Genomic DNA, 16,014 nt, shown 5'->3' on the forward strand with positions numbered 1-16,014 from the left:
GCACCACCGGCAACAGAATGGTCGCCATGGTGATGCCGAAGCCCGGCAGGCTGTCGCGCGGTTCGCGGTCGAGAAACTGCCGTTCCAGCGGGTTTTCCGCCGGCAGCTGAATGCGCGGCACGATGAACTTGGCGTACAGCGGCCCGGCGATGATCGCGGTCGGAATGCCGATCAGAATCGCGTACATCAACGTCTGCCCCACCGACGCCTGATACACCTGCACCGCCAACATCGCCGCCGGGTGCGGCGGCACCAGCGCATGCACCACCGACAACCCGGCGACCATCGGCAAGCCGACCATCAGGATCGACACGCCGACCCGGCGCGCCACGGTAAACGCGATCGGCACCAGCAACACAAAACCGACCTCGAAGAACAGCGGCAACCCGACCAGGAACGCGATGCAGACCATCGCCCAGTGCGCGTTCTTCTCGCCAAAACGGTCGATCAAGGTCCGCGCCACCTGCTCGGCACCGCCGGACTCGGCCATCATCTTGCCGAGCATCGTCCCCAGCGCCACCACCAGCGCAATGTGCCCCAGGGTTTTACCGACCCCGGCCTCGTAAGCGCCGACCACCCCGGAGGCCGGCATGCCGGCGAGCAACGCCAGGCCGATAGAGACCAGGGTGATCACGATGAAGGGATTGAGTCGGTAACGGGCGATCAGAACGATCAGCGCAATGATGGCGATGGCGGCATACACCAGCAGCCAATAGCCGAAGGACAGGGTCATGCGGTACTCCTCGAAAGGGTCACGTCGAATGGATTGTGAAACTCATAAAACATTTCGAAGCGTGATTTTCAAACGAGGCGAAAGTAATTTTCGTAGAGGGGTAAGGGTTGTCGCGGAGAGATATGCGGGGGCGGTGAATATGAAAATCAGGCAGGCGAATTTTCATCGCGCCCTTTGTAGGAGCGAGCCTGCTCGCGATAGCGGTGTATCAATCAAATCATTGTCGACTGATACACCGCTATCGCGAGCAGGCTCGCTCCTACAGGATCAGGGCCTCAGTCGTGACTCACCCGCGCACGCTTGAGCAGCTTTTTGCAACGCTCCGACAAGTGCAGCACGCGCAAGTGCTTGCCCGCCTTGGCGTAGCGTTCGCGCAGGGTTTTCAGCGCGGCGATGGCCGAGTAGTCGACGAAGCTCAGGTGGCGACAGTCGATCGTCACCACCGGCGGATCATTAGCAGGATCGAACTGATTGAGAAAAGGCGTGGTCGAGGCAAAGAACAGCGTGCCGTGCAGGTGATACAGCTTGCTGCCATCGGCTTCGAGGTGACTGTCGGCATACAGCTCGCGGGCCTGCTGCCAGGCGAAGTTGAGCGCGGCAATGATGATCCCGCAGAGCACGGCGGTGGCCAGGTCGGTGAACACGGTAATGACCGTCACCGCGACGATCACCAGCACATCGTTTAGCGGCACCTTGTTGACGACCCGCAACGAAGCCCAGGCAAACGTCTGCTGCGACACCACGAACATCACGCCGACCAGCGCGGCCAGCGGAATACGCTCGATCAGCGGCGACAGGAACAGGATGAACAGCAGAATCAGTACGCCTGCCACCACGCCCGACAGCCGACCACGGCCGCCGGAGCTGAGGTTGATCACGGTCTGGCCGATCATCGCGCAACCGCCCATGCCGCCAAACACGCCGGAGACCATATTGGCCGCCCCCAGCGCCACGCATTCGCGATCCGGGAAGCCACAGCTTTCGGTGATTTCGTCGGTGAGGTTCAGGGTCAGCAAGGTTTCGAGCAGGCCGACCAGCGCCATCAAGATGGCGTAAGGGGCGATGATGCGCAGGGTGTCCAGCGTCCAGGGAATGTCCGGCAGCGCGAACGTCGGCAAGCCCCCGGCGATGTGCGCCATGTCGCCCAGCGTGCGGGTCGGCAGGCCGAGCAGATACACCGCCAGCCCGACGCTTAAAATTGCCACCAGCGCTGGCGGCACGGCGCGGGTCAGGCGTGGCAGCAGGTAGACGATGGCCATCGTCAGAGCCACCAACCCGATCATCACATACAGCGGTGAGCCGCTGAGCCAGTGGTCACCGCTCTTGAAGTGCTCCAGTTGCGCCAGCGCAATGATAATCGCCAGGCCGTTGACGAAGCCGAGCATTACCGGGTGCGGCACCATCCGCACCAGCTTGCCGAGCTTCAGCAGCCCGAACGCCAGCATGATCAAACCGCCCAGCAACACCGTTGCGAGCAAATACTGCACACCGTGCTGCACCACCAGCGCGACGATCACCACCGCCATTGAACCCGCCGCGCCGGACACCATTCCTGGCCTGCCGCCGAACAGAGCGGTCAGGGTGCAGATGATGAACGCGCCGTAAAGGCCCATCAACGGATTGAGGTGGGCGACCAGCGCGAAAGCGATGCACTCGGGGAGCAAAGCGAAGGACGTGGTAAGCCCGGCCAGGAAATCGGCGCGCAGATGTTTGGGTTTCATGGAGGATCGGACACAGCGGGGAAAGAGGGAGCGGATGTTACGGAATTGAGGGCGGCCCGACCAGTTGCAGCGCTGCTGAGAATGCCTTCGCGGGCAAGCCCGCTCCCACAGGGAATCTGCGTCGTACACAAAATCTGTGTTCGGCGGAGATCAAATGTGGGAGCAAGACCGGCTTGCCGGCGATGGGCGCAACGCGGTCTAAAGCGTACTCACACCATCTCGTGCCGAATCCACTCAACCACCGACGTCCGCTTCGGCGCCCAACCCAGCAGTTGCCGCGCACGCTGGCCCCGCACCCGGCTGTTGGAGCCCAGGCCATAGTTGGCCATTTCATACCCCCACTCGGCCTCGGCGTCCTTCAGCGGCCAGTCTTGCGGTTCACCCAGTTTCAAGGCTTCGGCCATCGCCGTGGTCATGTCGATGAACGACGCCTCACCGCTTTCCACAAAGTAGAACGTGCCCGGTACGTTGTTGGTCAGCGCCAGCAGGTACAGGGCAACCACGTCTTCAATGTGCACGTTGGACCAGATGTTCTGCCCCGTGCCGACGTGCCGCACCACACCGCTTTTGCGTGCCTGTTTGAGCAAGCGCGGCAGTTGCACGCTGTCGCGATTGACGCCCAGGCTGTGACCGTAAATCAGGGTGTTGCAGATTACCGCCGAGTTCACGCCGTCGTTCGCCGCGGCGAGGATCAGGTTGTCGATGGCCACTCGGGCAGCCTTGTCCACAGTGGGCTCCGGCAGTGAGTCTTCGTAATAGATGACGTCGCTGGATTTGCCGCCCGACGCATCGCCGACGATGCTCGAACCGCTGGTGTGCAGGAACACTTTATGGGAACCGCGCAGGGCATTGAGCAGGGCTTCCACCGCACCGCGATGGTCACTGCTGGCGGCATTGATGACGGCGTCGGCCGCTTGGGCCTGTGCGGTCAATAGTGCGTTGTCGTCAAGAGTGCCGATCACAGGCGTGATGCCCAGGGCGCTCAATTCATTGGCCTGTTCGGCGCTGCGCACCAGGCCCGTGACCTTGTGACCCGCCTGGACCAGCCCGGTGGCAATGGAGCCACCGATAAAACCTGCGGCGCCGGTGACGAATACGTTCATGGAGAAACTCCCTGCGTGAATAAGTGATGCGACGAGTATCAAGCAGTCATCACTGACGAAAAATCCCCGTTGACCCAATTCACTCTTGCGCAAGGATCACGAATCAGCCCTTGAAATCCGAGTTTGCGTACACCGCCAATTTGCCCTGGATGAAATCCAGGAAGCACTGGATTCGCAGGGCCAGTTGCGAGTTACGGTAGTACACCGCGTTGATCGGCTGGCGATAACCGCTATTGAAATCCGCCAGCACCACCTTCAAGCGCCCGGCGCGGATGTCTTCGTGGGTCATGAAATCCGACAGGCTGGCGATGCCCTGCCCCTCCAGCGCCAACTGCCGGATCGTCTCGCCACTGGAGGCGCTGATCGCGGCCTGGATCGGCCAGCGGTCACCGTGTACATAACGCAGTGGCCATTGGTTGAGGCCTTCGTTATTCGTGAAGCCCAGCAGCGCGTGCCCGCTCAAGTCCTCGACCGCCAGCGGTGTGCCGTGCAGTTCAAGGTATGCCGGGCTGGCGACGATGTGGATCGGGCTGCAACCCAGCGAGCGGGCGTGCAGAGTCGAGTCGGCCAGCGTGCCGATGCGGATGGCGATGTCGGTGCTTTGTTCGAGCAGGTCGATGATCAGGTCGTTGCTGTTGAGTTCGAGCTGGATGTCCGGGTAGAGCCGGCGGAACTCATCGATGTACGGCACGATGGCGTGCAGCATGAACGGCGATGCCGCGTTGATCCGCAAACGCCCGGACGGGGTTTGCTGGCGGGAGTTGAGGCGTTCTTCGAGCTCGTCCATCTGATCGAGAATCAGCTTGGCGTGCTCGAAAAAATACTTGCCCTCCTCCGTCAGGTCCATGCGCCGCGTGGTGCGGTTGATCAGCGTGGTATCGAGCTTGGCCTCCAACCGCGACAACGTACGGCTGACCGCCGAAGGCGTCTGGCCCACCTGCTCGGCCGCCGCGGAAATGGACCCGCATTCAATTACGCAGACGAAAATCTGCAACTCATCGGATCTGGCTTTCACGTGTGTTCCTTATCGATAGACCGGCGCAGCTTTACTGGCAGAGGAAATCAATTGTGGTGAGGGGAATTTATCCCCTCACCACAGAAGCTCTCATCACAGAGTCAGGCTTTCGATAGTAGCCGAGCCTCAAGCCTTCAGGCCAAACACCTCAGTCAAATGCTGTTCATAACGCGCTACATCGGCTTCAACGTTCGGGCGCTTCATCACGTCCACGCACAGGAACGTCGGCAAACCGGTCATGCCGAGGAATTCGTTGGCCTTGTGGAACGGGAAGTACACCGCGTCCACGCCCTTGGCTTCGAAGAAGTCGGTCGGGTCGTCGAAGGCTTGCTGCGGTGCGTTCCAGGTCAGTGACAGCATGTATTGCTTGCCCTGTAACAGACCACCGCTGCCGTATTTTTGCGAGGCATCGGATCGGGTACGACCGTCGCTGGCGTAGAGGCTGCCGTGGCCTTCGGTGAACACTTCGTCGATGTACTTCTTCACCGTCCACGGCGCGCCCATCCACCAGCCGGGCATCTGATAAATGATCACGTCGGCCCAGAGAAACTTGGCGACTTCTTCGGCGACGTCGTAACCCTCGTCGATGAACGTGGCTTTCACATCCACGCCACCGCGATCCAGCACGCTCAGCGCGGCTTCATGCAGGGTCGCGTTGTAGCGGCCATCGGAGTGAGCGAATTTTTTGCCGCCATTGAGCAACAGAACTTTTTTCATGGGAGGTCTCGGAAGGGTCAGAAATTTGGATGGCGGCAGGTTAGCCATCGACCTCGCGCGGAGTAAGCCCGAGAACCGCAAAATTCATTTGCCCCATACGCACGAATCGACCGGCGATTGTTGCCATACACTTGCGCCGATTCTGACCTTGAGGTGATTTCTGATGAGTGAATTGCAAGGCTTCATCCTGCACGCCAAGACCCGCCCGGAAAAATCCGACGCTTTCGAAGCGTTTTTCAGCGCCCATGTGCAAGCAAGCCGCGCCGAGCCTGGCTGCATCGAATACCACATGCTGCGCGACAAACAGGACCCGACCCTGTTTATCTTCTACGAGATCTGGCAGTCCCAGGCCCATCTCGACGTGCACTCGAACCTGCCGCACATGAAGCAGTTCCGCGACATGCGCATGGAGTACCTGGAACAGGATTTCGACATCCGCGCCATCGACATGCTCAGCCCGTCGTCCGCTACCCGCTGATCAGCAGGTGGCCTCCGAGTACGCCGAGGCCAATGAAAAATACGCGCTTGAACAGCACGGCGCTGATCCGCTGGCGCAGCCATTGCCCGAGCAACATGCCGAGCACCGCCGGGATCAGCGCCAGCAAGGACGCGCTCAACTCGCCACCGCCCAGCGCGCCGCGCCATAACAGGCCAGCGGCGAGGGCGAGGGTCGACACGGTAAACGACAGGCCCAGCGCCTGCACCAGCTCGTCCCTGTTCAAACCCAATGCTTGAAGGTACGGCACCGCCGGGATCACGAAGACACCGGTGGCCGAGGTGATGACCCCGGTCAGCACGCCACACAGCGGCCCGAGCCAGCGTTCGGTCTGACGACCGACGCGCAAGGTCGGCAGCAACAACCCGCTCAGCGCATAGAGCAGCAACGCCACGCCCAGTCCCCGCACCACCCAATGACCGCCGGCCATGCCGATCCACACTGTTCCGACACCGGTGCCGATAAAGATCGCCAGCAGCATCGGCCACAGTCGTTTGACCAGCCCCCGCAAATGCCCGCCGAATGCCAGTTGCCAGACATTGGTCAGGGTCGCGGGGATGATCAGCAACGCGGCAGCCTGTGATGGCGCCATAGTCAGGCCCAGCAAACCCATGGCGACGGTCGGCAGGCCAAGGCCGATCACGCCTTTGATCATGCCGGCGAGGAGGAAGGTGGCGATGACCATCAGAGACAGGGCCAGGCCAAGATTTTGGTAGAACGCGGCGAGTGTATTCATGGGCCTATCCTGAGCCCGGATGGGTCGTGTGAAAATCTGCCATATACTGAGGGTGCCTCTTGTTTTGATAGAGGCTAAATGTTTGTTGATGCTTCTGACACCATCGCGAGCAGGCTCGCTCCCACAGGGGTACGCATTCCAAAGGTGGGAGCGAGCCTGCTCGCGATGACGCTCGTCCAGACAACACACCACTCGAGGCTGTACCCATGCACTTCGACCTCACCGACCTGCGCCTCTACCTCAACATCCTCGACGCCGGCAACATCACCGCCGGCGCCGCACGCAGCCATTTATCCCTGGCAGCGGCGAGCGCAAGAATCCGCGCGATGGAGGCTTCGCTCGGCATTGATTTCCTCGAACGTGGCCGTCGCGGCGTCACCCCAACGCCTGCCGGAAAAGCCCTGGCGCAACACGCCCGCCTTCTGCTGCAACAATCCGAGCTCTTGCAGCAGGACCTGGCCGAATACGCCAAGGGCGTCAAAGGCCAGGTACGGCTGTTGTGCAATACCACAGCGATCACCGAGTACCTGCCGGAGGTGCTGGCGGACTTCCTGTGCCGTCACCCCAACCTCGACATCGATCTGCAAGAACTGCCAAGCCTGCGCATCGTTCACGCCCTACACCAGGGCGCGGCGGACCTCGGCATCGTCTCCGATGCCGTCGACACCCAGGCCCTCGACACCCTGCCCTTTCGCGATGACCCACTGGTGCTGATCATGCCGGTCGGGCATCCCCTGGCCACCGGCTCAGCCCCGGGTTTCAGCGATACGTTGCTTCACGATTACGTCGGCCTGAGTGCCCATAGCGCATTGGCGGTGTACCTCGAAGAACAGGCGCTGCATGTGGGGCGGCGCATGCAAATCCGTATCCGTGCCGAAGGCTTCGACGGCGTGATCCGCATGGTCGCCCGTGGTGCCGGCCTGGCCATCGTGCCGCTGGCAGCCATCCAGCGCCGGGCCGTCGATCAACCGTTCAAGACATTCGCGTTGAAGGAGGACTGGGCCCAGCGAAAACTGCTGCTGTGCGCCCGCTCATTCACAGGCCTGCCCGGTTATGCCAGGGCCTTGCTCGATGCGTTGCGCGCTGAAGATCGAAGCCATGATCGGTGACATCCACTGTTCGACCCGGCAGTCATCTGTATTACGCAACGTTGACCAAGCGTAATATCTGCACTTTGAAAACAGGCTTGGCCACACTCACAAGAAGGGAACCAGATGGCGGAAGAAATAGTGCAACAGGGGACGCTCAAGCGGGGGTTGAAAAATCGACACATTCAACTGATCGCATTGGGCGGCGCCATTGGGACAGGGCTGTTTCTGGGCTCCGCCGGCGTGCTCAAATCCGCCGGTCCGTCGATGATCCTCGGCTATGCGATTGCCGGTTTCATCGCGTTCCTGATCATGCGTCAACTGGGCGAAATGATTGTCGAGGAGCCCGTGGCCGGCTCTTTCAGCCATTTCGCCCACAACTACTGGGGTGGCTTTGCCGGTTTCCTGTCCGGTTGGAACTACTGGGTGCTGTATGTGCTGGTGGGCATGGCCGAACTGACGGCCGTCGGCAAGTACGTGCAGTTCTGGTGGCCGGAGGTGCCGACCTGGGTCAGCGCGGCGGTGTTCTTCGTGCTGGTCAACCTGATCAATACGCTTAACGTCAAAGTCTTCGGCGAGATGGAATTCTGGTTCGCGATCATCAAGGTCGTGGCCATCATCGGCATGATCCTGCTGGGCTGCTACATGCTGTTCAGCGGCACCGGTGGCCCGCAAGCCTCCGTGAGCAACCTGTGGAGCCACGGCGGTTTCTTCCCCAACGGCACCAACGGCTTGCTGATGGCGATGGCGTTCATCATGTTCTCCTTCGGTGGCCTGGAACTGGTCGGCATTACCGCCGCCGAAGCCAGCGAACCACGCAAGGTCATTCCCAAGGCCATCAACCAGGTGGTCTACCGCGTGCTGATTTTCTACGTCGGCGCACTCACCGTGTTGCTGTCGTTGTATCCCTGGGACCAACTGTTGCAGACACTCGGCGCTTCAGGCGATGCGTACAGCGGCAGCCCGTTCGTACAGATTTTTGCCTTGATCGGCAGTGACACCGCCGCGCAAATCCTCAACTTCGTGGTGCTTACTGCCGCGTTGTCGGTCTACAACAGTGGCGTCTACTGCAACAGCCGCATGCTCTATGGCCTGGCCGAACAAGGCGACGCCCCCAAAGCCCTGATGAAACTGAACAAGCAAGGCGTACCGTTGCTGGCGCTGGGTGTGTCGGCGCTGATCACGATGTTGGCGGTGCTGGTGAACTATGTCGCGCCGCATGAAGCGCTTGAGCTGTTGTTCGCCCTGGTGGTCGCCTCGCTGATGATCAACTGGGCGTTGATCAGTCTGACGCACCTGAAATTCCGCAAAGCCATGGGCCAGCGCGGCATCGTGCCTGGCTTCAAAGCTTTTTGGTCGCCGTACACCAACTATCTGTGCCTGGCGTTCATGGCCGTGATCATCTGCGTCATCTGGATGATTCCGCCGGTCCGCGCCTCGGTATACGCCATGCCGGTGTGGGTATTGCTCATCTACGTTTGCTACCGGCTGCGCATGGCCCGGCACCGAAAACTGCCAGTGGCTCAATAAACACTGATTGAAAAAACGCCCCGGCCTTCCCTGAACGCCGGGGCATTTTTTTGTGGGGCGCGTCGGTTTCCGCGCGTTTCTGGGCACACCAGTGTCGAGCACAGACAACTGACACCCCACCAAGCCCGATAGGGTGCGACTTCGTTATCCCCAACGCTCGGAGTCATCATGTCCGCACCGATTACCGTACTTCGCGACACTCACCCGCTGCCGGTGCTCGACGCCTGCAAGTGGGAAAAACTCGAAGGCGACCCGCACACCGTCAACCTCAATGCCTATACCAGTGAAGACGGCAGCAAGATCATGGGCACCTGGATCTGCACGCCAGGCAAGTGGTATGTGGAATACGTGAAGTGGGAATACTGCGATTTCCGCGAGGGGTACTGCATCATCACCCCGGAAGGAAAGGAGCCGATCCACCTGCGTGCCGGGGACATTTTTGTCATTGAGCCGGGCATGAAAGGCACGTGGGAAGTGGTTGAAACCGTGCGCAAGTATTTCGTGTTTGCCTGATGCAAAAAACCGGGAGACCACCCGACGTGGTCTCCCGGAAAATGTACCGATCTGAAATGTGCATTCCTGTGGCGAGGGAGCTTGCTCCCGCTCGGCTGCGAAGCAGTCGTAAACCAGCCAACGCGAAAATTCTGAACTACCGCATTCGCCTGCTTTGGGTCCGCTTCGCGAACCAGCGGGAGCAAGCTCCCTCGCCACAGAAGCCTGCTCGCTGAATATCGTTACTGCGGTTTGCGATAGCTGTTGATGATCGCCGAGAAGTCCTTGGCCCCTTCCCCACGCTGGCTCATGGCCTGATACAACTGCTGGGCCACTGCGCCAAGCACCACCGGTTGGTGCGCCTGACGTGCCGCTTCCGTAGCCAGCCCCAGGTCCTTGAGCATCAGTTCGGCACCAAAACCGCCGGTGTAGCCGCGCGAGGCCGGCGCAGTTTCGACGATGCCCGGCCACGGGTTGTACATCTCCGAACTCCAGCAACGGCCGGTGGAACTGTTGATGATCCCCGCCAACACACCCGTGTCGATGCCCAACGCATCGCCCAGCGCCATGGCTTCGCTGACACCCACCATCGAAATACCCAGCAGCAGGTTGTTGCAAATCTTGGCGATTTGACCGGTGCCGACTTCACCGCAATGAACGATGTTGCGGCCCATCTGCGCCAGCACCGGCTGCAAGGTGGCAAACAGTTCAGGCGTCGCGCCGACCATGAACGTCAGGGTCCCCGCCGCTGCACCGCCCGTGCCGCCAGAGACGGGCGCATCGGCCACGGCCACGCCGTGCTTGGCCGCGGCCGCCGCCACATCGCGGGCGGTTTGTGGATCGATTGTGCTGCAATCCACCGCCGGCACGCCCTTGGCGATCCCCGCAAGCACGCCGTCTTCACCCAGCCAGACACTGCGCACATGCACCGCGGCGGGCAGCATGGTGATCACCAGTTCCGCGCCTTGAGCCGCTTCACGAGCCGTGGCGCTGATGCTGCCACCCAGTTGCTCAAGCTCCGCCAGAACGGTTTTGTTCAGGTCCACCAGGCGCAGCGAATGGCCGGCCTTGATCAGGTTGCGCGCCATCGGCGCGCCCATGTTGCCGAGACCGATAAAAGCGATTTTCATGTCCGGCTCCTTAACGCAAGTTGATGGTGGTGTTCACACCGTCGTTGACGCTGTCGTCATCGAACCAGCGACTGGTGACTGTCTTGGTCTGAGTGTAGAACTGCACCACTTGCTTGCCATACGGACCGAGGTCGCCCAGTTTCGAACCGCGCGAACCGGTGAAGCTGAAGAACGGGACCGGCACCGGAATCGGGATGTTGATGCCGACCTGGCCAACGTCGATTTCAGTCTGGAATTTACGCGCCGCCGCGCCGCTCTGGGTGAACAGGCCGGTGCCGTTGCCGAACGGGTTGGCGTTGACCAGTGCGATGGCCTCGTCGAGCGTATTCACCTCCAGCACCACCAGCACCGGGCCGAAGATTTCCTGGGTGTAGATTTGCATCTCGGTGGTCACGCCGGAGAACAGGGTCGGACCGACAAAATTGCCCTGCTCGAAACCTGGAACCGTGATGTCGCGACCGTCCAACTCCAGCTTGGCGCCTTCCTTGATGCCACTTTCGATCAGGTCGAGAATCCGTGCCTTGGCCCGCTTGGAAATCACTGGACCAACGTCCGTGCCTGGCTCGCTGCCGGCATTCACTTTGAGTTTTTGCGCCAGCGCCTTCAGGTCCGGCAGCCATTGCTTGGCCGCACCGACCAGCACCACCACGGACGTGGCCATGCAGCGCTGACCGGCAGCGCCAAAACCGGCGCCGACCAGCGCATTCAGCGCTTGCTCGCGGTTGGCATCCGGCAGCACCACGGCATGGTTCTTCGCGCCCATCATCGATTGCACGCGCTTGCCGTGTTTGCCGGCCAGGTCGTAGACGTGCGTACCGACCGCGGTCGAACCGACGAACGAAACTGCCTTGATGTCCTTGTGGGTGCAGAGCGCGTCCACCACGTCCTTGCCACCATGAACCACGTTGAGCACGCCCGCCGGAACGCCCGCCTCGATGGCCAGTTCCACCAGCAGCATGGTCGACAGCGGATCCTGCTCGGATGGCTTGAGCACAAAGGTGTTGCCGCATGCGATAGCCATCGGGAACATCCACAGCGGAATCATCGCCGGGAAGTTGAACGGCGTGATGCCGGCGCAAACGCCGATTGGCTGACGCAGGGTGTAAGTGTCGACGCCGCCGGCAACGTTTTCAGCGAACTCGCCCATTTGCAGCGTGCCGATGGAGCACGCATGCTCGACCACTTCCAGGCCACGGAAAATATCGCCTTCAGCGTCGGCAATGGTTTTGCCCTGTTCGTTGCTGAGCACCACGGCAATGCGCTTGGAGTGCTCGCGGATCAACGCCTGCAGCTTGAGCATGATGCGCATCCGCGCGCCGATCGGCGTCAGCTTCCAGGTCTGGAAGGCGCGATGGGCGGCGCTGATCGCCGCATCGACTTCCTGAGCCGTCGCAAACGGCACTTTCGCCAGTACTTGCTGAGTCGCCGGGTTGACGATGTCGTGCCATTCAGTGGTCTGGGACTCGACCCACTCGCCGTCGATCAACAGCTTGACCTTGTGCACGGTGGTGTCGGTTGGCGTGAGCGATACGTTCATGTTCGGTCTCCGGTACGTTGTTCTTATCAAGAGAGCTGGCTGGGGAGCCAAGGCGAGAAAGTCGCCTTGAGATGAGGCGTGTGCCGCGAATTGGTTGTCGGACTGTTTTTGGAGTATAGATGTGCAAACTTCTAATAAGAACGCACATAAAAGCCGGTCCATCATGCAAAAAAACATCACATCTTTAGGTTCGCTGAACTGGGACGACCTCAAGTTTTTCCTCGAAGTCGCCCGCACCCGCAAGGCCAGCACCGCGGCCAAGCGCCTGGCGGTGGACTACACCACCGTGTCGCGGCGCATCAGTTCGCTGGAAGCGGCATTGGGCACATTGTTATTCGAGAAATCCCGGACCAGCGGTTTTGTCCTGACCGCTGAAGGCCAGCGTTTGCTGGGGTATGCCGAGTCGATTGAAAGCACGCTGCACATGGCATGCGAGCAGGTTTCCGGGTCCGGCGTGGCGCTGTCCGGGCACGTGCGGATGGGCTGCACCGAAGGCTTCGGCAGCTTTTTCATCACCCCGCAGCTCAGCCATTTCGTCGACGCCTACCCGGCGATCTCGGTGGACATCCTGCCGCTGCCGCACTTCATCAGCCTGTCCAAGCGCGAAGCAGACATCGTCATCGCCCTGGAGCGGCCGGAGCATGGGCCGTACGTCTGCTGCAAACTGTGTGACTACCGATTGCAGCTGTACGCAACGCAGGACTACCTGGACAAACACCCGCCCATCCGCCGCCCGGCAGACTTGGGCAAGCATTCATTCATCAGTTATGTCGACGACCTGGCTTTCAGTTCGGAGCTGCTGTACCTGGCCAATGTGCTGCCCGGCGCCAGCGCCCATTTGCGCAGCACCAGCGTGATCGCGCAATTCGTGGCGGCGCAACAAGGGCGGTCGCTGGCCATTTTGCCGTGTTTCCTGGCCGCTCAGGATCCGCGGCTGCTACCGGTGCTGCCGGAGGACATCAACATCACCCGGCAATTCTGGATGTACTGCCGCGAGGACCTGCGCAAGCTCAAGCGGATTACCCTGTTGTGGGATTACATCAGGGAGGTGACGGAGCTGAATCAGGGGTTGTTGATGGGCGAGACGCGAGATCTTCGATTTGCAGACTGACAGTTCCTCAAGGAATCAGGTATCGGCACCATAACGAGGTCAGCAGGCCTTTGCCATAGTTTGTAACAGCCATTGGTACGCAACTTATAACACCTATTTTCAGACTCACTCCGCCACTAAATGGGCAATTGCTAGATCCCTACAAATGAACATTCAGCATGGCATTTGAGAGTCGTCCTACATACATGCCAAGCCAGCATGGGGTAGCGTCCTGTCGCATTTAAATGGAGAGACAAGGATCGAGTCGGTTTTTACAGGGGGTGTTATGCCAGTTGAAAACCTTTTCCCAAGTTTTCTAGGGGTAAATGGGCAAGATAGCAATAGGCTGCATGCCGAGGCGACAGAGGCTGCACAGGCGGCCTGGAAAAGAACCGTGGCGGCGAGCGAAAGGAACGAGCGGGAAGCCGATGCACGTAGGAATACGATCAAGAAGCACGAGGAAGTCAGCCTACACGGATGCGTCTTCGCCAAGAGCTGTAATCTCCCTGACGGCGTAATCAATCATAACAACTCAGGCGTATTCATCCCTGTTGAGCAACTGTCTGACTACGGACTATGGGCAGTGATGGGAACCGGGGTGGCGATTACCACCCAAGGAACACCACTGCAACTGGTGGGCGAGTCTGTTGCCGGCAGTGCAATTGCTCAACGTCTCGGCGGATCGCTGTCACTAGGTCTACTGGAAGGATCAGGCGTTGTTGGTGCTGGTTTTCTAACGGGCACTGTTGGAATGTTGATACCGAACACCAGCATTTCGCCTGACAGTGCATTCTACAAAGACGATCAGTACGCGACCCTTGATGCCGGCCGCACACGCGTTCGTGTCAACGTGAAGACCCTGCCAGATGGCGCCGTTAACGCTTATGGATATTACACAGGCGGTAAAACGGACTGGGAAAATGTCCCGGTCATCAAAGCCGCGAAAAACGGTGATAAATTCGTTGCTGACATCGGTAACGGCATTGGCCTCACTTGGATTCCAGCGGCTAATCCTGACGGTGCGCCAGGTATTCCTGCACTCGAAGGTGCCCCGCAGTTGCCACCTGTCTGGGTGTATCCGCCGACAGCACAATCAGACACATTATTGGCGAATCCGGAGCATCCGCCCGAGTTCCGGGATGCAATTATCTGGTTCCCTGACTCGGGCATTCAGCCAATCTATATTGTGCTCAGCACGCAGCTGGAGAAGAACAAAGCTGCTGGTGTTGAATTCGAAGACAAATCCTATGATCGGTTCTCCGAAGAAATGGAGGAATCAGCTCAACAGGTCACTATCAAAACAGAGAGCGGCACCAGAACCCGTCTCGATATGATTGGTAGAGATTCGAACGGTGATATCGCTTGTGTCGAATGCAAGGCTTCTGACACCGCACCACTGACACGAAATCAGAAACAGGCGTTTCCAGAACTCGAACAGAGCGGTGGGGTCATTGTTGGCAAGGGTAAACCCGGCTTCTCCGGTGGCACAGTTCTCCCTCCTACCCGCGTAGACATCTTGCGACCGAAGTAACCCACGGAATTCAAGGAGCTGCAATGTCCATAACAGACACCAATATCATCGACATGTGGGGCGTCCCGAAATGGGATAACAACAAGATCGTTCTTGGTATCTCTGACCACCTTGGGTGGGCTGACAAAACTGAACAGGGCGAGCACCTGCAACTGCTTCAAGACAAGATCAACAAGTACGTGGCTTTCATCGAAAGCGGCGAAATTTACACTGAGATTCCAGGAGCGCTTGGCAAATCTCCTATCATCCGTGTTCTGGGCAAGCATGAGCTAACAGAACAAGGTGAACTCTTCATTGACCGCGCTACTGAGATGTTGAAGGAGGCGGGGATTGGACTGGAGTTTGTGCTTAAAGAAGAAGAGTGACAGGCGATGTCTCCAGTACCTGGGCCAACGCGCGACGACTGCAGCGGGCCAAGCTACCGGGTAATCTCAGCGCCCCCCCTCAGTTATTGAAGATGTCGGGACAACAAAACCCAGTACTGCTTCTGGTGCACTTCGATAGCTGTTTGGTTTTCGAGCCTGGAAAATAATTCTGGTGGTTTTGCGCGGTGTGCTAAGCCAAGTGCGAGGGGGCCAAATGAAAACCGCTCGAACCGGGCCCCTCGCTGATCAGTCCGCACTCACCACAATCGACACCCGGCGATTCTCGGTGCGGCCGGTCGCGGTGTCATTCGACGCGACGGGGTGACTGGCGCCCAGGCCGCGCAGCTGGATGTTTTCTTCCTTCATACCGACCGTGGTCAGCACTTTGCTGACACTTTTTGCGCGGCGCAGGGAGAGTTGTTCGTTGTAAGACTCCTTGCCCGAAGCATCGGTGTGGCCATCAACCCTCACCCGCTCGATGCCGACGCCCAGCAACGCCTTGCCGATGCGCTCGACGATTTCAGTGCTTTGCGGGTTCAGGCTTTCGACGTCGCTGCCAAACAGCACTTTACCGGACAGGCCAAACGCCCAGCCCTCGTCGGTCAACTCGAAACCTTGTTGCTTGAGCACAGCGATCTGCGCCGGGGTCAGGCCTTTTTGCGGCGCAGTCTGGCAACCGGTCAGGGCCAGCAGGGCCATGAACAGGGTCATCGCGAAAAATCGAAGGGAA

16 protein-coding genes are annotated in these 16,014 nt (G+C 59.7%); 7 read left to right on the top strand and 9 right to left on the bottom strand.

Annotation, left to right across the window (positions count from 1 at the left end; all coding sequences use genetic code 11):
- The 5 genes from EJA72_RS27000 to EJA72_RS27020 all read right to left on the bottom strand — a co-directional run.
- Positions 1-733, bottom strand: a 733-nt coding sequence (locus tag EJA72_RS27000; protein WP_218574385.1) for an SLC13 family permease, incomplete at its 3' end; no start/stop codon positions are given.
- 275 nt (positions 734-1,008) lie between these two features.
- The gene (locus tag EJA72_RS27005) at positions 1,009-2,454 is read right to left on the bottom strand and encodes a SulP family inorganic anion transporter (RefSeq protein ID WP_157714925.1); all 1,446 of its coding nucleotides are present in this window, start codon (positions 2,452-2,454) and stop codon (positions 1,009-1,011) included.
- 209 nt (positions 2,455-2,663) lie between these two features.
- A complete protein-coding gene (locus EJA72_RS27010) occupies positions 2,664-3,557 on the bottom strand; it encodes an NAD-dependent epimerase/dehydratase family protein (protein WP_157714926.1) in 894 nt (297 codons plus the stop codon).
- A gap of 103 nt (positions 3,558-3,660) precedes the next feature.
- On the bottom strand, positions 3,661-4,572 hold the full coding sequence (locus EJA72_RS27015) for a LysR family transcriptional regulator (protein ID WP_178129604.1): 912 nt from the start codon (positions 4,570-4,572) through the stop codon (positions 3,661-3,663).
- A 126-nt stretch (positions 4,573-4,698) separates the two neighbouring features.
- Positions 4,699-5,289 carry an NAD(P)H-dependent oxidoreductase gene (locus tag EJA72_RS27020; RefSeq protein WP_157714927.1) on the bottom strand — a complete coding sequence of 197 codons (591 nt, stop codon included), beginning with the start codon at positions 5,287-5,289 and terminating at the stop codon, positions 4,699-4,701.
- A gap of 163 nt (positions 5,290-5,452) precedes the next feature.
- On the opposite strand from EJA72_RS27020, the gene EJA72_RS27025 reads away from it, so the two are divergent.
- On the top strand, positions 5,453-5,767 hold the full coding sequence (locus EJA72_RS27025; protein ID WP_157714928.1) for a putative quinol monooxygenase: 315 nt from the start codon (positions 5,453-5,455) through the stop codon (positions 5,765-5,767).
- Here EJA72_RS27025 and EJA72_RS27030 read toward each other — a convergent pair.
- Positions 5,757-6,521, bottom strand: a complete 765-nt coding sequence (locus tag EJA72_RS27030) for a sulfite exporter TauE/SafE family protein (protein ID WP_157714929.1) — start codon at positions 6,519-6,521, stop codon at positions 5,757-5,759. The genes EJA72_RS27025 and EJA72_RS27030 overlap by 11 nt on opposite strands.
- Before the next feature lie 206 nt (positions 6,522-6,727).
- Here EJA72_RS27030 and EJA72_RS27035 point away from each other — a divergent pair, with 206 nt between their 5' ends.
- The 3 genes from EJA72_RS27035 to EJA72_RS27045 all read left to right on the top strand — a co-directional run bounded on the left by EJA72_RS27035 (position 6,728) and on the right by EJA72_RS27045 (position 9,652).
- A complete protein-coding gene (locus EJA72_RS27035; protein ID WP_157714930.1) occupies positions 6,728-7,630 on the top strand; it encodes a LysR substrate-binding domain-containing protein in 903 nt (300 codons plus the stop codon).
- Positions 7,631-7,735: 105 nt separating this feature from the next.
- On the top strand, positions 7,736-9,139 hold the full coding sequence (locus EJA72_RS27040; RefSeq protein WP_157714931.1) for an amino acid permease: 1,404 nt from the start codon (positions 7,736-7,738) through the stop codon (positions 9,137-9,139).
- 168 nt (positions 9,140-9,307) lie between these two features.
- Complete coding sequence (locus tag EJA72_RS27045; protein WP_008024653.1) at positions 9,308-9,652, top strand: cupin domain-containing protein; 345 nt, start codon at positions 9,308-9,310, stop codon at positions 9,650-9,652.
- 221 nt (positions 9,653-9,873) lie between these two features.
- On the opposite strand, the gene mmsB is transcribed toward EJA72_RS27045, so the two are convergent.
- Entirely contained in the window at positions 9,874-10,761 is an 888-nt protein-coding gene (gene mmsB / locus EJA72_RS27050; RefSeq protein ID WP_157714932.1) for a 3-hydroxyisobutyrate dehydrogenase, read from the bottom strand.
- 10 nt (positions 10,762-10,771) lie between these two features.
- Positions 10,772-12,298, bottom strand: coding sequence for a CoA-acylating methylmalonate-semialdehyde dehydrogenase (locus tag EJA72_RS27055; RefSeq protein ID WP_157714933.1), 1,527 nt, complete (start codon positions 12,296-12,298; stop codon positions 10,772-10,774).
- 163 nt (positions 12,299-12,461) lie between these two features.
- On the opposite strand from EJA72_RS27055, the gene EJA72_RS27060 reads away from it, so the two are divergent.
- The 3 genes from EJA72_RS27060 to EJA72_RS27070 all read left to right on the top strand — a co-directional run bounded on the left by EJA72_RS27060 (position 12,462) and on the right by EJA72_RS27070 (position 15,284).
- Entirely contained in the window at positions 12,462-13,409 is a 948-nt protein-coding gene (locus tag EJA72_RS27060) for a LysR family transcriptional regulator (RefSeq protein ID WP_157714934.1), read from the top strand.
- A gap of 265 nt (positions 13,410-13,674) precedes the next feature.
- Positions 13,675-14,919, top strand: coding sequence for an S-type pyocin domain-containing protein (locus EJA72_RS27065; protein WP_157714935.1), 1,245 nt, complete (start codon positions 13,675-13,677; stop codon positions 14,917-14,919).
- Between the two features lie 23 nt (positions 14,920-14,942).
- Positions 14,943-15,284 (top strand): DUF6572 domain-containing protein, encoded by a 342-nt coding sequence (locus tag EJA72_RS27070; RefSeq protein WP_157714936.1) that lies wholly within the window; start codon positions 14,943-14,945, stop codon positions 15,282-15,284.
- 246 nt (positions 15,285-15,530) lie between these two features.
- On the opposite strand, the gene EJA72_RS27075 is transcribed toward EJA72_RS27070, so the two are convergent.
- Positions 15,531-15,995: an OmpA family protein gene (locus tag EJA72_RS27075; protein WP_157714943.1), complete on the bottom strand. Its 465-nt coding sequence runs from the start codon at positions 15,993-15,995 to the stop codon at positions 15,531-15,533.
- Positions 15,996-16,014 lie beyond the last annotated feature (19 nt).

The organism is Pseudomonas sp. PB120, assembly GCF_009761815.1.
Lineage (GTDB): Bacteria > Pseudomonadota > Gammaproteobacteria > Pseudomonadales > Pseudomonadaceae > Aquipseudomonas.

What these genes read in the sequence shown, in the direction of transcription:
- EJA72_RS27070 (WP_157714936.1), top strand. Translation starts at nt 14,943, where the DNA reads ATGTCCATAACAGACACCAATATCATCGACATGTGGGGCGTCCCGAAA.
- EJA72_RS27005 (WP_157714925.1), bottom strand. Translation starts at nt 2,454, where the DNA reads ATGAAACCCAAACATCTGCGCGCCGATTTCCTGGCCGGGCTTACCACG.
- EJA72_RS27060 (WP_157714934.1), top strand. Translation starts at nt 12,462, where the DNA reads ATGCAAAAAAACATCACATCTTTAGGTTCGCTGAACTGGGACGACCTC.
- EJA72_RS27075 (WP_157714943.1), bottom strand. Translation starts at nt 15,995, where the DNA reads ATGACCCTGTTCATGGCCCTGCTGGCCCTGACCGGTTGCCAGACTGCG.
- EJA72_RS27035 (WP_157714930.1), top strand. Translation starts at nt 6,728, where the DNA reads ATGCACTTCGACCTCACCGACCTGCGCCTCTACCTCAACATCCTCGAC.
- EJA72_RS27025 (WP_157714928.1), top strand. Translation starts at nt 5,453, where the DNA reads ATGAGTGAATTGCAAGGCTTCATCCTGCACGCCAAGACCCGCCCGGAA.
- EJA72_RS27020 (WP_157714927.1), bottom strand. Translation starts at nt 5,289, where the DNA reads ATGAAAAAAGTTCTGTTGCTCAATGGCGGCAAAAAATTCGCTCACTCC.
- EJA72_RS27030 (WP_157714929.1), bottom strand. Translation starts at nt 6,521, where the DNA reads ATGAATACACTCGCCGCGTTCTACCAAAATCTTGGCCTGGCCCTGTCT.
- EJA72_RS27055 (WP_157714933.1), bottom strand. Translation starts at nt 12,298, where the DNA reads ATGAACGTATCGCTCACGCCAACCGACACCACCGTGCACAAGGTCAAG.
- EJA72_RS27065 (WP_157714935.1), top strand. Translation starts at nt 13,675, where the DNA reads ATGCCAGTTGAAAACCTTTTCCCAAGTTTTCTAGGGGTAAATGGGCAA.
- mmsB (WP_157714932.1), bottom strand. Translation starts at nt 10,761, where the DNA reads ATGAAAATCGCTTTTATCGGTCTCGGCAACATGGGCGCGCCGATGGCG.
- EJA72_RS27045 (WP_008024653.1), top strand. Translation starts at nt 9,308, where the DNA reads ATGTCCGCACCGATTACCGTACTTCGCGACACTCACCCGCTGCCGGTG.
- EJA72_RS27040 (WP_157714931.1), top strand. Translation starts at nt 7,736, where the DNA reads ATGGCGGAAGAAATAGTGCAACAGGGGACGCTCAAGCGGGGGTTGAAA.
- EJA72_RS27010 (WP_157714926.1), bottom strand. Translation starts at nt 3,557, where the DNA reads ATGAACGTATTCGTCACCGGCGCCGCAGGTTTTATCGGTGGCTCCATT.